The organism is Pseudoalteromonas sp. RWi3 (assembly GCF_054960735.1).
In genome coordinates this window covers 257498-271218 of sequence record NZ_JBHNYL010000004.1, presented here as the reverse complement: position 1 = coordinate 271218, position 13721 = coordinate 257498, and the positions used below count along the sequence as shown (strand labels likewise).

The following is a 13721-nucleotide window of genomic DNA, read 5'->3' as shown; positions in this document are numbered from 1 at the left end:
TGGTTTATTTGCGTTTTGTTTCTGTGCCTTTTTAACGACACTGTTCGCTCAAGTTTTGACTTTATGTTTGAGTTTGCTAGTTGGGTTATTTTGTTGGCGATGGTACACGCATCAACATCCTATAAGAGGGACGTTGATCATTGATTCTCCACACTGCCACTTTGTGAACCCTGAAAAAGAAATCACGGGTAAAATAGGCGGCAAAAGTCGAGCGTATCAGCATAGTGTGTGGTTGAACATTATTGGGCTAAGCCGCACCCATTGGCTAATTATTAATGCTAATGGATGCGATGAGCAAAGTTTTACCCGCCTCAAGCGAGCTGTATTGATTAGTTCAGCTGATGGGGCGGTGTCAAAATAGTTGGTTTGGGGTTGTTACCTTTATCTGGGTAATCAATGGTGTAGTGAAGGCCTCGGCTTTCTTTTCGCTGCATTGCACTGCGAATAATAAGTTCTGCTACTTGCACTAAGTTACGTAATTCCAGTAAGTTATTAGAAACTCTGAAGTTTGCATAATACTCAAGAATTTCTTGTTGTAATAATTCAACACGGTGAAGCGCTCGTTCTAAACGTTTGGTTGAGCGAACAATACCAACATAATCCCACATAAAAAGTCGTAACTCATGCCAATTATGTGTAATTACGACCTCTTCATCCGAATTAGAGACTCTACTTTCATCCCATACTGGCAATGCTTGTTGTTCAGGGCTTTGATTAATTTTTGCTAGTATATCTTTTGCTGCTGAATGGGCAAAAACAATACATTCAAGCAGTGAATTACTTGCCATGCGATTTGCACCGTGCAAACCAGTATAAGCGACTTCACCAATAGCATATAAGTTATCGAGATCTGTTTTGCCATTAAAGTCAGTCATCACGCCACCGCATGTGTAATGTGCTGCAGGTACAACTGGGATTGGCTCTTTAGTAATGTCTAAACCAACACTTAAGCATTTTGCATAAATAGTGGGGAAGTGCTCAATGATAAAGTCTTTTTCTTTATGGCTAATGTCTAGGTAAAGACAGTTAGCACCTAAGCGTTTCATCTCAAAGTCTATTGCGCGAGCAACGATGTCACGTGGTGCGAGTTCTTCTCTTTCATCAAAGTCTTTCATAAAGCGTGTACCATCGGGGCGCTTTAAATAAGCGCCTTCTCCACGCATCGCTTCAGTGATTAAGAAATTTTGTAGTTCTGGATGATACAGGCTGGTTGGGTGGAATTGGTTAAACTCCATATTCGCTACACGGCATCCAGCGCGCCAAGCCATCGCAATACCATCGCCACTTGATACATCAGGGTTTGATGTATACAAGTACACTTTACTTGCGCCACCAGTAGCTAATGCAACAAATTTTGCTGCAACGGTTTCTACACGTTTTGCTTGGCGGTTCCACATGTAAATGCCGTGGATATGTTGCCCTTGTCGGCCTAACTTTTTATCACCAATTAAATCTATTGCATTGTACTGTTCTAAAATTGTTATATTGGGGTGGGCTTGGACTTGGCTAATGAGAGTTGTTTGTACAGCACGGCCTGTAGCATCTGCGGCATGTAAAATACGTCGATGGCTATGTCCACCTTCACGGGTTAAGTGAAAACGTTCTTTGCCTTGACTATCAAACTCCATATCAAATGGAACACCTTGTTCGATTAACCATTGTAGGCAACCTTGTGCATTACTTGCTGTGTAATGCACCACTTCGCGGTCACATAAGCCGCCACCTGCATCTAGTGTATCTTGAACGTGTGATTCTATGCTGTCATTTTTTTTATCAAAAACAGCGGCAATACCCCCCTGGGCATAAAGGGTTGAACCTTCCTTTAATTCACCCTTACTTATAACGATAACGTTGCAGTGATTAGCTAGCGATAAAGCTAATGAAAGTCCAGCCGCGCCGCTTCCAATAATAGCAACATCTGTGGTGTGGTGTTTATTTTGGTTCATGTCCGTGTTCTTTGCGGTTACAATGCCCGAGATACTAATTTATGAAATTGGTACGAGCAATCAATATTATTGTATATGCGTATATGTATCATATTTTGGGGCGACACAATTAGTCATTTTAAGCCCTCATCTACATATTTATGAGCTATTTTATAAAAAAATAATATTAAATGAACTTTTTATTCACCCCTCAGTCAGAGTATTTGTGAACAATGACTAAGATATGAATAACAAGTAATAATTAGATATAGGAGTACCGGCTCGAATGAGCGAGCAGGATTTGGATTTAGCGCTGGTAAAAAGAGTTCAGCAAGGCGATAAGAATGCCTTCAACTTATTAGTAAAGAAGTATCAGAATAAAATAGCCGGATTGATATCACGTTATGTATCTAATCATGGTGATATTGCTGATGTTGCACAAGAAGCGTTTATTAAGGCATATCGTGCACTTCCGAACTTTCGTGGAGACAGTGCTTTTTATACTTGGTTATACCGTATCGCAGTTAATTGTGCTAAAAATTATTTAGTGGCTCAAGGCCGCAAACCGCCAGCAAATGATGTTGATGCTGAGGATGCAGAATTTTATGAAGGTGCTGATGCACTGCGTTCAAATGCATCTCCAGAAAATTTGTTACTCAGTGACGAAGTCCGCGCTGTAATTTTTAACACAATTGATAGTTTGCCTGAAGATCTTAAAACCGCGATCACCTTACGAGAAATCGAAGGGATGAGCTATGAAGAAATAGCCGTGGTTATGGATTGCCCAGTTGGTACAGTGCGTTCGCGCATATTTCGTGCCCGAGAAGCAATTGATAACATAATAAACCCATTAATAGGCGAGTCTTAAATATGACAAAAGCACACGTTAACAAGTTGGATGATCAAAACTTATCCGCGTTACTTGACGGCGAAGAGTTTTTAACCGATCAGGAAATTGCTGCTAAAGAGTCTGCAACATTAGGCCGTTATGCTTTGATTGGCGATGTAATGCGTGCTGAGTCTGAAAATGACTTTGTTTTAGATATTAGCGATAGCGTTGCCAAAGCACTTGAAAGCGAACCTGTATACGCTGATTTCAGTCAAAAACAAGACACTGAGAGTACAGCTGTGGCTAGTGATAATGTTGTTGCCTTCAACTGGCGTAAGCCGCTTGCACAATTAGCAATTGCAGCCAGTGTGGCCATGTTTGCTATTGTTGGGGTGCAAACATTACCACAAGGTGATAACTCACCTATGAATGAAATTCCTATGCTACAGAGCACACCACTTACAGGTGTTGCATCGCCAGTAAGTTACTCGTCAGAGCCTGCGCTTGAAAATGCAGAAAAAGGGTTTCGTGAGTTACAGCAACAGCGTATCGGAGCGCTTGTATTAGAACATCAACGTCAAGCACGCGTTGCATATTCTCTTGAAAAAGCTCAGACTAAGGCGCAAGCCGAAGAGGAAAAAAAATAAGTAAATGAAATTCATTACCTTTATTTTATCACTAGCATTAATGGCCCCTGCCTATTCTAGTGATGAAAAATCAGCAAAAGAGCTTTTGCTCAATATGGCTGAAGCCGTTCATAACCGCAACTTTGATGCATCGTTTGTTGTTGTTAAGGGCAAATCCATGGAGCCCTATCGTTGGCTCCATGCAAAACAAGGTGAAACCGAATTAGAGCACTTAAGTTTACTTAATGGCGCTGGCCTTGAAATAATTAGAATTGATAACCAAGTCACCTATTTTGAACCTCAATCAGCTCCTTATTCTATTGCCACAGATTCAATCGCAGGCCCAATACCTGAGGTTCTTTTTAAAAACGTAGAGCGTTTAAATCAAGAATATGACTTTGTCTTAGGTGGGAAAGGGCGTATTGCAGGTCGGCCTGCACAACTTGTGCGTATTGAGTCAAAAGATGAGTATAAATTTAACTATTGGCTTTGGATTGATGCAGAGTCATCGCTGATTTTAAAATCAGCCTATGTAAATCACAATGGTGACATGCTCGAGCAACTACAGTTAACACATATCAGTGTGACAGAAGAGCCTGCACCTTTGTTACTTGAAATGCTCAATAAAGATTTCCCTACACCGCTACCTAGTGATGCAATAGCACAAAAAACTGACAATTTAGCGAGTAACAATTGGCAAATAGGCTGGTTGCCAGATGGCTTTAGTTTATTGAAATCAGATAGGCATAAGTTAGACTTGAATAATGAGTTAACTGATTACTATCTCTATTCTGATGGCTTTGTAGAAGTATCTGTATTTGTTCAGCGTCCATTACCCGGGCGTAGACCAAGTGGTGCTTTATCATCAGGTGCAACAACTATTTATGTTCACAACGCTGGCAGTTTTGATGTGTCGGTGGTGGGTAATATCCCAGCGGCAACCGCTAAAACTATCGCAGAATCTGTGGCAAGGCCTCTATAATTCAACATGATTGAACAAACCCTTACAGTGGTGTCTATTAAAGGCACCATTGCTAATTTAGAAGCTCAACAAAAAAAAGCATGTGAAGGATGCAATGGTCGCTGTGGCTCACAAGTGTTTGGTAAGCTTTTCGGCACAGCTAAAAAAACATTCCCATATCAGTTTGAAACGCCCGTTGAGGTCGGTCAAAAAGTTACCTTAGCATTAGACGATAGCCATATGGTTAAACATGCTTTTGCTGTTTACATGCTACCTTTATTTTTGAGCCTTACATTTGCACTTGGTGCTAGTGAAATATTTGATGCTGCCGAGTGGATACAGATTTTAGCCGCTGTTGTAGGTGGTTTTACAGGCTTTGGAATAGCTAAAAGTCGTGTTAAAAGTCTTACGCACGATATAAAAGTAATAAAAATTCACCCAATTAGCCTTCCTTTAACTCAAATAGATGGTGATTGAGGCCAATTAAATGTAAAATTGCGCCTTTATACACTTATTCCATTAAAATAGAAGTTTAGAATCCAGTTTATGAAGCATATCCGTAACTTTTCGATCATCGCCCATATTGACCACGGTAAATCGACCCTTTCTGATCGTTTAATCCAAGTTTGTGGCGGTTTAACCGACCGTGAAATGCAAAAGCAAGTATTGGATTCGATGGACATCGAGCGTGAGCGTGGTATTACCATTAAAGCGCAAAGTGTAACGCTAAATTATACAGCCAATGATGGCGAAACATATCAATTAAACTTTATCGACACCCCAGGACACGTTGACTTTACCTATGAAGTATCACGTTCTTTAGCTGCATGTGAAGGTGCTTTGCTAGTTGTTGATGCCGGTCAAGGTGTAGAGGCGCAAACATTAGCGAACTGTTACACCGCAATTGAAATGGATTTAGAAGTAATTCCAGTTCTTAACAAAATCGATTTGCCGCAAGCTGATCCGTTACGTGTCGCAGAAGAAATCGAAGATATCATTGGTATTGACGCTTTAGATGCAGTGCAATGTAGTGCTAAAACCGGTGTAGGTATTGCCGAAGTATTAGAAATGATCGTGAAGGATGTTCCTCCACCGGTTGGCGATAAAGATGAACCTTTACAAGCGCTGATTATCGATTCTTGGTTTGACCCATACCAAGGTGTTGTATCACTTGTTCGTATTAAACATGGTGAATTACGTAGCGGCGATAAAATTAAAATTATGTCGAATGAGCAAGTACATATTGCTGATCACGTGGGTATATTCACACCAAAACAGACAAACACTGGCGTTTTAAGAACGGGTGAAGTTGGCTTTGTAATTGCAGGTATTAAAGAGATTCATGGTGCACCGGTTGGTGACACTATTACTCATCAAAAAAATGCGGCGCCTGAGCGTTTACCTGGTTTTCAAAAAATTAAACCGCAAGTTTATGCAGGTATGTTCCCAATTGCGTCTGATGACTATGAGTCGTTCCGTGATGCACTTAATAAATTAAGCCTCAATGATGCTTCATTATTCTTCGAGCCGGAAAATTCAACGGCGCTTGGTTTCGGTTTCCGCTGTGGTTTCTTAGGCATGCTTCACATGGAGATTATCCAAGAGCGTTTAGAGCGTGAATACGACATTGATTTGATCACCACTGCACCAACGGTAATTTATGAAGTAGTGACTAAAGAAGGCACTACGCAAATAGATAATCCATCAGACTTACCGCCAGTGAATGATATTTTAGAGATTCGTGAGCCGGTTGTTGAAGCTAATATACTTGTACCACAAGAATATTTAGGTAGTGTTATTACGTTGTGTGTCGATAAGCGTGGCATGCAAACTAAAATGAGCTATCACGGTAAACAAGTTGCAGTAACGTATGAACTACCAATGGCTGAAGTAGTGATGGACTTTTTCGATAAGTTAAAATCTACCAGTCGTGGTTTCGCATCTCTTGATTATAACTTTAAACATTTCCAAGTTTCAGACATGGTTCGCGTTGATATTTTAATCAACGGTGACAGAGTTGATGCACTTGCTATTATTGTTCACAGAGAAAGTGCGCAATCACGCGGCCGCCAATTAGCTGATGCTTTGAAAGAGCTTATTCCTCGTCAGATGTTTGATATTGCAATTCAGGCTGCAATTGGTCAGCATGTTATTGCCCGAACAACGGTTAAGCAATTACGTAAAAATGTAATCGCGAAATGTTACGGTGGTGATGTGAGCCGTAAGAAGAAACTTCTTCAGAAACAAAAAGACGGTAAAAAGCGAATGAAGCAGCTAGGTAATGTTGAAGTACCGCAAGATGCTTTCTTAGCTATTCTTAAAGTTGGTAAATAAGTTTCGTAGATAAAGGGATTAATGAATGGCTGGTTACTTTTCAATATTTTTAGTGCTTTTAACTTTAGGTTCAGGCTTAATTTGGTTAATTGACCACTTTATTTTTGCACCAAAAAGACATGAGCGTATCGCCTTAGCGAGTAACTCTGCTGGCGGAGAATTAGATGAAGAAACTGTTGCATTAATCGCTCCGGAACCGGCAATAATTGAAACGGCAAAATCAATCTTCCCGATGATTGCAGCAATCACGATATTTAGATCGTTTTTGTTTGAACCGTTTCAAATTCCATCGGGTTCAATGATGCCAACATTGCTTGTTGGCGATTTTATTCTCGTGCAAAAGTATTCATACGGGGTAAAAGATCCGGTTTGGCGTACTCAACTAGTTGATGTTAGTGAGCCTGAACGTGGTGATATCGTGGTATTTAAATACCCGCTCGATGAACGGGTTGATTACATTAAACGCGCCATCGGTTTGCCGGGTGATAAAATTGTATATCGAAATAAACGTTTATACATTCAGCCTAATTGTGAGCAAGGACAAGCACAAAAAGGTGATTTAATGTGTAATGAGTTTAATAAAATCGATATGGAAATCATCAACCGCGATGAGTTTAAGCAAGGCTCTATGGATTTAGTGCGTATAAATGAAAATTTAACCACATTAGAGCACGATATTTTAATAAACCCAGAAGCGCTTGAAATGAAAGGGCGTTACTATCAACAACCGGGTACACGTTCAGATGAATGGGTAGTACCGGCAGATCATTATTTTATGATGGGTGATAATCGCGACAATAGCCAAGATAGTCGTGTATGGGGCTTTGTACCAAAAGAAAACTTGGTGGGTAAAGCTGTCTTTATATGGATGAGTTTTGAATTTGATAATGGCCCAGATGACATTTTACCAGGCTGGGTTCCAACTGGAGTTCGTTTTGAACGCCTAGGTAACATTCAGTAACAATGAAAAAAAACGTAACAGAGTTATATAACAAAATAGGGTATACATTTACTGATCAAGGACTACTTGAACAGGCGATGACCCATCGTAGTCACAAAGGGCAGCACAATGAACGCTTAGAGTTTTTAGGAGACTCTATCCTAAGCTTTGTCATTGCCAATGCACTTTATGGTAAGTTTCCAAAAGCCCGTGAAGGTGATTTAAGCCGTATGCGCTCTACTTTGGTGCGTGGTCAAACTCTCGCTGAGTTTGGTCTTGAATTTGGTTTAGGTGACTATTTACGTTTAGGCCCAGGTGAACTTAAAAGTGGTGGTTTCAGACGCGAATCTACACTTGCTGATGCTGTTGAAGCGATTATTGGTGCAGTATTTTTAGATTCAGGCATTGATGTATGTGGTGATTTAATTTTGCAGTGGTATGAGCCAAGACTCGATGCAATATCACCTGGGTTAAATCAAAAAGATCCTAAAACATTACTGCAAGAATACTTACAAGCTCGTAAATTGTCTTTGCCAGGTTACACGGTCGTTGATACCAAAGGCCAAGCTCACAATCAAACATTCACGGTTGAATGTATTGTTGAAGGTATGGATAGCATAATCTCAGTAGGTAGCTCTCGTCGTAAGGCCGAGCAAAAAGCCGCTGAAAAAGCATTGAAGATACTTAAAAATGAATCTTGATACACTTATTCAACCTCATGAAGGTGAGCTAGACACTTATTGTGGCATGATAGCCATTGTTGGCCGACCCAACGTCGGTAAATCAACATTACTTAATGAAATTATTGAGCAAAAGGTAAGTATTACCTCGCGTAAACCTCAAACAACACGCCACCGTATTATGGGTATTCATACAGAAGGTAAGCATCAAGCTGTTTATGTAGATACACCAGGGTTACACGTTGAGGAAAAGCGTGCCATTAACCGTTTAATGAACCGCGCAGCATCAAGCTCAATCGGTGATGTTGAATTAATCATTTTTGTGGTTGAAGGCACTCATTGGAATGCTGATGATGAAATGGTACTCAATAAGGTAAGCCAAAGTGGCAAGCCAGTTTTATTGGTTATTAATAAGATTGACCAAGTCAAAGATCGTGATCTTGTATTACCGCATATGAAGTTTTTAGGCGATAAGTTTGACTTTATAGGTATTATGCCTGTGTCAGCGACACAAGGTAAAAATATTAACTTGATCAAAGATGAAGTAACGAAACGCCTTCCGCCGTGTGAATTTTACTTCCCAGATGACTATGTAACTGACCGCTCAATGCGCTTTATGGCAGCTGAAGTTATTCGTGAAAAGCTTATGCGATTCATGGGTGAAGAACTTCCATACTCTGTAACAGTTGAGATTGAGCAGTTTAAGTGGCAGGAAAATGGTGTTTGGCATATCAATGGTCTGATTTTGGTTGAGCGCGAAACACAAAAGCGCATGGTTATAGGTAACAAAGGCGAAAAGCTAAAAGTTATTGGCCGTGAAGCACGTAAAGATCTTGAAGAAATGCTTGATAATAAAGTGTTCTTAGAGCTTTGGGTAAAAGTAAAATCAGGTTGGGCTGACGATGAAAGAGCCCTGCGTAGTTTAGGCTATGGTGAAGATTAACTTCAGCCTAAATTAACCTATGGATAGCGACTTCTACACAGCATACTTATTACACCGACGTCCTTACAGCGACTCACAAGTAATGCTTGATATGCTCGTAGAAGGCGTTGGCCAATTGCGAATGTTAGCCCGTATTAGTGGCCGACAAGCAACAAAGCATAAAGCACAGTTACAACCCTTCCAAACTTTACTAGTAAATTACACTGGTAAACATGATTTAAAATATATTCAACGCTTTGAATTACATGGTGCACAATCGCCACTTGTAGGTGATCAGCTTTACTGTGGCTTTTATTTAAATGAACTCACTAACCGCATTGTGCCAATTAATGAACCCATTGATTACGCTTATCAGTTATATAAAACTCACCTTGCGCAGCTAAACCAACATCCAAACTTACAAGCGGTGTTGCGCTCTTATGAATTTCAGTTACTAGAGTTGCTCGGCTATGGTGTTGATTTTACTTTCGATGCGGCGGGCGATCCAATTGATGCGGCGCACACGTATAGTTACTATGCCGAATACGGTTTTGTTGCCCAAGACTTAAAAGGGGATGGGTTTACGGGAGCTCAGTTAAATGCAATTGCAGATCATGACTTTAGTGCACCTGATGTGCTATATATGGCGAAACAATTAAGCCGTCATTTAATGAAGCCATTGCTTGGTAAAAAACCACTAAAAAGCCGTGAGCTTTTTATTAAATAATTATATAGGTAAAAAATGAAAGACATTCTGTTAGGTATCAACGTTGATCATATCGCAACTTTACGCCAAGCACGCGGCACAAACTACCCAGATCCCGCTCATGCAGCAAGTGTAGCTGAACATGCTGGCGCTGATGGTATAACTATCCACTTGCGTGAAGACCGCCGCCATATTCAAGACCGTGATGTTTATGTGATGGCCAAAACTATTCAAACACGCATGAATCTAGAGATTGCAGTAACTGATGAAATGCTGGATATCGCATTAGATGTTAAGCCTGAGTATGTTTGCCTAGTGCCAGAGAAACGTGAAGAACTGACTACTGAAGGTGGTTTAGATGTTGTAGCAAACTTTGAAAAAATTAAATCAGCTACAGCAAAGCTGACTGCTGCGGGGATCAAAGTATCGCTATTTATAGATGCTGATAAATCACAGCTGGATGCCGCAAAAGCATGTAATGCCCCATTTGTTGAAATTCATACCGGCGCATATGCAGATGCTGAAAATGACATTGATATGAATAAAGAACTTGAGCACATTCGCCAAGGTGTCGAATATGCCGCTAGTTTAGGTATGACGGTAAACGCAGGACATGGTTTGCATTACCATAACGTTAAACCCATTGCTGCAATGAAAGATATTTATGAACTAAATATTGGACATGCAATCATTGCCCGTGCAGCCATTGATGGCATTGATAAAGCGGTTCGCGATATGAAGCGCTTGATGTTAGAGGCTAGAGCCTAATTTAATCAATAAAAAACGACTCGGATGAGTCGTTTTTTATATTATGCTTGAATTAACAGTTAGTTTCTTCGGCTTTTACGCCTTCTTTAACTTCTTCACATGCATCTTCTATTTTGTTACCGACATCTGTTACTGCTTCATCAATGCGCTCACCGGCTTCTTCGGCATGATTGTCTTCACAGCCCATAATAAAAGCACTTGCGAAAAGGGCGATAACGGCAGTCTTTACTGTTGTAGATTTCATAATGTAATTCCTTGTAAATAAATAATAAATAAATCAGTATGTATATGTTTCGACTAAGGTGTTTTGCCTTGTAGCGCACCTGAAACTAGTGAAATAACTAATAATACTAAAAATATAAAAAATATAATTTTGGCAATTCCTGCTGCGGCACCTGCGATGCCACCAAAACCTAACACTGCAGCAATAAGTGCAATAACTAAAAATGTAATTGTCCAGCGTAACATTGTCGTCTCCTTGGTTTGTTAATTTGTACGAATTAGTTAATGCTAGTTATGTGCCATAAATTTAGTTGTTTATTTTCAGTGGGTTGACTTTAATTGGTAAGCGGGTGAAAAAAATGTGTAAGTAATATTTACTTTATTACGTGTAACTTATGCTTGCTGTTATATATTCCTTTATTAAGCTATTTTTTGGTAAGACCAATTTAACTTTCTTTATATTTTAATTCTGAACTAGTTGGTTTTATAAGTTAAAAATTAAAAATAGTCATGCTAATTAAGTTAGCTCATAACTTTTAGCTATATTGACTATTTTTGTAATCTATATCACAGCAAATAATACCAATATTGAGAGTGTTAAGTTAAGTGTGGGTATGTTATTTTAATATTAATTGGTTTTACCAATTTACAAAGCTTGGATAGGGTTCCTATCTTTGCTATGATTGCTGAATAATTATTTATATAAACTGGTTTATTACCCACTTGTGGTGTGGGTTGCAAATTTTGTATTTAGGGGGTCTGCATGGATATTGGTCAATCACTTGCAACAGCAGCAAATTTAATGGTTACTGGTATGGTGGGTGTTTTCATTTTTTTATCATTGCTAATTTCAGCAATTACACTCATGTCTAAATTAATGAGTCGATTTGAAGAGCCTGTGGCTGAAGCTACACGCACTCCATCGCTCAAATCTCAAGGTGTGCCTAGTGGCCACATCGCTGCAATCAGTGCCGCGATTGCTCAATACAAAAATAATCAAAAACAATAAGGGGTGTCCTATGGCTAAATTAAAACTTACTGAGTTGGTACTCAGAGATGCACATCAATCTTTGTTAGCAACACGCATGCGCTTAGATGACATGTTGCCTATAGCTGAAAAATTAGATAACGCAGGCTATTGGTCTATAGAATCTTGGGGTGGGGCAACATTTGATTCCTGTATTCGTTACCTAGGCGAAGATCCGTGGGAGCGCATCCGTGCACTTAAAAAAGCAATGCCAAATACGAAGCAACAAATGCTACTGCGTGGTCAGAACCTTTTAGGGTATCGTCATTACGCTGATGATGTGGTCGAAAAGTTTGTTGAACGAGCCCATAAAAATGGTGTTGACGTTTTTCGTATTTTTGATGCGATGAATGATGTGCGTAACCTTGAAACAGCTATCAAAGCTGCAATAAAAGTGGGTGCACACGCGCAAGGCACTATTTCATATACAGTCAGCCCAGTTCATACACTTGATATGTGGTTAACCTTAGCTAAGCAGTTAGAAGATTTAGGTTGTCACTCAATTTGTATTAAGGATATGGCAGGTTTACTTAAGCCTTATGACTGTGAGCAATTGATCAAAGGATTAAAAGAAACTGTTTCTATTCCTATCGCAATGCAATGTCATGCAACTACTGGTTTGAGCACCGCGACTTATCAAAAAGCAATAGATGCCGGTATTGATATGCTCGATACAGCAATTTCGTCTATGAGTATGACTTACGGCCACAGCGCAACAGAGACCATTGTTTCAATTGTTGAAGGAACTGATCGCGATACTGACTTGGATCTAAACCAGCTAGAAGAGATTGCAGCCTATTTTCGTGATGTTCGTAAAAAGTATGCGGCATTTGAAGGCAGTTTAAAAGGGGTTGATGGTCGTATTCTATTAGCCCAAGTGCCTGGCGGTATGTTGACTAACATGGAAAACCAATTAAAAGAGCAGGGTGCAGCTGATAAGCTAGACCAAGTACTTCTTGAAATACCACGTGTACGCGAAGACTTAGGCTTTTTACCATTAGTAACACCTACCTCACAAATTGTTGGTACTCAAGCTGTATTGAATGTACTAACTGGCGAACGTTACAAAACCATCACAAAAGAAACGGCGGGTGTGCTAAAAGGTGAGTATGGTTCAACGCCAGCGCCTATGAATAAGGAACTTCAAGAACGCGTACTTGATGGTGGCGAAGCTATTACATGTCGTCCAGCAGATGTACTTCAGCCTGAGCTTGAAACGCTACACACAGAGTTGTTAAAAGAAACGCAGGAGCAAGGATTAGAGCTAGCAGATGAACAAATTGACGATGTTTTAACATACGCATTGTTCCCTCAAATTGGCTTAAAGTTCCTGAAAAACCGTAACAACCCAGATGCATTTGAAGCAGTACCAAGTGCTGAATCAGCTAAGCAAGACAAGCCTTCTAGCAACAAGCCTAATAACAATACCGTTAAAGCAGAGCAATACAGCGTTAAAGTTGATGGCAAAGTATATGATGTTGTTGTTGCCCAAGGCGGTGAGTTAAAAGAAGTAACACTTAAAGACAGTGAGTTAATTCCTCAGTCTGCATCAGTTGCATCTGGAGAAACATTGAATGCTCCACTTGCGGGTAACATTTTTAAAATCAAGGTTAAAGCGGGTCAAGCAGTGAATGCGGGTGACGTTGTGATGATCATGGAAGCGATGAAAATGGAAACTGAGATCCGTGCCACACACAGTGGAACGATTGCAGAAGTACTCGTTGCTGAGGGTGACTCTGTTACAACTGGTGACGCTATGATTTCAATGGCTTAGGAGTGTA

Annotated in this window: 15 protein-coding genes; 12 read left to right on the top strand and 3 right to left on the bottom strand. The window is 40.0% G+C overall.

Annotation, left to right across the window (positions count from 1 at the left end):
* Positions 1-329: 329 nt before the first annotated feature.
* Positions 330-1946, bottom strand: coding sequence for an L-aspartate oxidase (nadB, locus tag ACFI4Z_RS08500; protein WP_462670202.1), 1617 nt, complete (start codon positions 1944-1946; stop codon positions 330-332).
* Positions 1947-2211: 265 nt separating this feature from the next.
* On the opposite strand from nadB, the gene rpoE reads away from it, so the two are divergent.
* The 10 genes from rpoE to pdxJ all read left to right on the top strand — a co-directional run bounded on the left by rpoE (position 2212) and on the right by pdxJ (position 10691).
* Complete coding sequence (rpoE, locus tag ACFI4Z_RS08495) at positions 2212-2793, top strand: RNA polymerase sigma factor RpoE (protein WP_462670201.1); 582 nt, start codon at positions 2212-2214, stop codon at positions 2791-2793.
* A 2-nt stretch (positions 2794-2795) separates the two neighbouring features.
* Complete coding sequence (locus ACFI4Z_RS08490; RefSeq protein WP_462670200.1) at positions 2796-3401, top strand: sigma-E factor negative regulatory protein; 606 nt, start codon at positions 2796-2798, stop codon at positions 3399-3401.
* A gap of 4 nt (positions 3402-3405) precedes the next feature.
* The gene (locus tag ACFI4Z_RS08485; protein ID WP_462670199.1) at positions 3406-4362 is read left to right on the top strand and encodes a MucB/RseB C-terminal domain-containing protein; all 957 of its coding nucleotides are present in this window, start codon (positions 3406-3408) and stop codon (positions 4360-4362) included.
* Positions 4363-4368: 6 nt separating this feature from the next.
* Positions 4369-4818, top strand: coding sequence for a SoxR reducing system RseC family protein (locus ACFI4Z_RS08480; RefSeq protein WP_462670198.1), 450 nt, complete (start codon positions 4369-4371; stop codon positions 4816-4818).
* 69 nt (positions 4819-4887) lie between these two features.
* Positions 4888-6675 (top strand): translation elongation factor 4, encoded by a 1788-nt coding sequence (lepA, locus tag ACFI4Z_RS08475; RefSeq protein WP_462670197.1) that lies wholly within the window; start codon positions 4888-4890, stop codon positions 6673-6675.
* Positions 6676-6700: 25 nt separating this feature from the next.
* On the top strand, positions 6701-7636 hold the full coding sequence (lepB, locus tag ACFI4Z_RS08470) for a signal peptidase I (RefSeq protein ID WP_462670196.1): 936 nt from the start codon (positions 6701-6703) through the stop codon (positions 7634-7636).
* Between the two features lie 2 nt (positions 7637-7638).
* The gene (gene rnc / locus ACFI4Z_RS08465) at positions 7639-8316 is read left to right on the top strand and encodes a ribonuclease III (RefSeq protein WP_099296602.1); all 678 of its coding nucleotides are present in this window, start codon (positions 7639-7641) and stop codon (positions 8314-8316) included.
* Entirely contained in the window at positions 8306-9238 is a 933-nt protein-coding gene (gene era, locus ACFI4Z_RS08460; protein ID WP_462670195.1) for a GTPase Era, read from the top strand. The genes rnc and era overlap by 11 nt, the downstream gene beginning before the upstream one ends.
* 19 nt (positions 9239-9257) lie before the next feature.
* Positions 9258-9944, top strand: coding sequence for a DNA repair protein RecO (gene recO, locus ACFI4Z_RS08455; RefSeq protein ID WP_462670194.1), 687 nt, complete (start codon positions 9258-9260; stop codon positions 9942-9944).
* A 15-nt stretch (positions 9945-9959) separates the two neighbouring features.
* Positions 9960-10691, top strand: coding sequence for a pyridoxine 5'-phosphate synthase (pdxJ, locus tag ACFI4Z_RS08450; protein WP_462670193.1), 732 nt, complete (start codon positions 9960-9962; stop codon positions 10689-10691).
* A gap of 52 nt (positions 10692-10743) precedes the next feature.
* On the opposite strand, the gene ACFI4Z_RS08445 is transcribed toward pdxJ, so the two are convergent.
* Both ACFI4Z_RS08445 and ACFI4Z_RS08440 read right to left on the bottom strand, forming a co-directional pair.
* A complete protein-coding gene (locus ACFI4Z_RS08445) occupies positions 10744-10935 on the bottom strand; it encodes a hypothetical protein (RefSeq protein WP_394193510.1) in 192 nt (63 codons plus the stop codon).
* A gap of 53 nt (positions 10936-10988) precedes the next feature.
* On the bottom strand, positions 10989-11159 hold the full coding sequence (locus ACFI4Z_RS08440; RefSeq protein ID WP_462670192.1) for a DUF1328 domain-containing protein: 171 nt from the start codon (positions 11157-11159) through the stop codon (positions 10989-10991).
* Positions 11160-11676: 517 nt separating this feature from the next.
* Here ACFI4Z_RS08440 and ACFI4Z_RS08435 point away from each other — a divergent pair.
* Together ACFI4Z_RS08435 and oadA are read left to right on the top strand one after the other, a co-directional pair.
* Positions 11677-11922 carry an OadG family protein gene (locus ACFI4Z_RS08435; protein ID WP_394193508.1) on the top strand — a complete coding sequence of 82 codons (246 nt, stop codon included), beginning with the start codon at positions 11677-11679 and terminating at the stop codon, positions 11920-11922.
* Between the two features lie 10 nt (positions 11923-11932).
* Positions 11933-13714, top strand: a complete 1782-nt coding sequence (oadA, locus tag ACFI4Z_RS08430) for a sodium-extruding oxaloacetate decarboxylase subunit alpha (RefSeq protein WP_462670191.1) — start codon at positions 11933-11935, stop codon at positions 13712-13714.
* Positions 13715-13721: the final 7 nt, after the last annotated feature.

Excerpts from the sequence above, each read along its gene's own strand:
- nadB (WP_462670202.1), bottom strand. The coding sequence starts at position 1,946 with ATGAACCAAAATAAACACCACACCACAGATGTTGCTATTATTGGAAGC.
- rpoE (WP_462670201.1), top strand. The coding sequence starts at position 2,212 with ATGAGCGAGCAGGATTTGGATTTAGCGCTGGTAAAAAGAGTTCAGCAA.
- ACFI4Z_RS08490 (WP_462670200.1), top strand. The coding sequence starts at position 2,796 with ATGACAAAAGCACACGTTAACAAGTTGGATGATCAAAACTTATCCGCG.
- ACFI4Z_RS08485 (WP_462670199.1), top strand. The coding sequence starts at position 3,406 with ATGAAATTCATTACCTTTATTTTATCACTAGCATTAATGGCCCCTGCC.
- ACFI4Z_RS08480 (WP_462670198.1), top strand. The coding sequence starts at position 4,369 with ATGATTGAACAAACCCTTACAGTGGTGTCTATTAAAGGCACCATTGCT.
- lepA (WP_462670197.1), top strand. The coding sequence starts at position 4,888 with ATGAAGCATATCCGTAACTTTTCGATCATCGCCCATATTGACCACGGT.
- lepB (WP_462670196.1), top strand. The coding sequence starts at position 6,701 with ATGGCTGGTTACTTTTCAATATTTTTAGTGCTTTTAACTTTAGGTTCA.
- rnc (WP_099296602.1), top strand. The coding sequence starts at position 7,639 with ATGAAAAAAAACGTAACAGAGTTATATAACAAAATAGGGTATACATTT.
- era (WP_462670195.1), top strand. The coding sequence starts at position 8,306 with ATGAATCTTGATACACTTATTCAACCTCATGAAGGTGAGCTAGACACT.
- recO (WP_462670194.1), top strand. The coding sequence starts at position 9,258 with ATGGATAGCGACTTCTACACAGCATACTTATTACACCGACGTCCTTAC.
- pdxJ (WP_462670193.1), top strand. The coding sequence starts at position 9,960 with ATGAAAGACATTCTGTTAGGTATCAACGTTGATCATATCGCAACTTTA.
- ACFI4Z_RS08445 (WP_394193510.1), bottom strand. The coding sequence starts at position 10,935 with ATGAAATCTACAACAGTAAAGACTGCCGTTATCGCCCTTTTCGCAAGT.
- ACFI4Z_RS08440 (WP_462670192.1), bottom strand. The coding sequence starts at position 11,159 with ATGTTACGCTGGACAATTACATTTTTAGTTATTGCACTTATTGCTGCA.
- ACFI4Z_RS08435 (WP_394193508.1), top strand. The coding sequence starts at position 11,677 with ATGGATATTGGTCAATCACTTGCAACAGCAGCAAATTTAATGGTTACT.
- oadA (WP_462670191.1), top strand. The coding sequence starts at position 11,933 with ATGGCTAAATTAAAACTTACTGAGTTGGTACTCAGAGATGCACATCAA.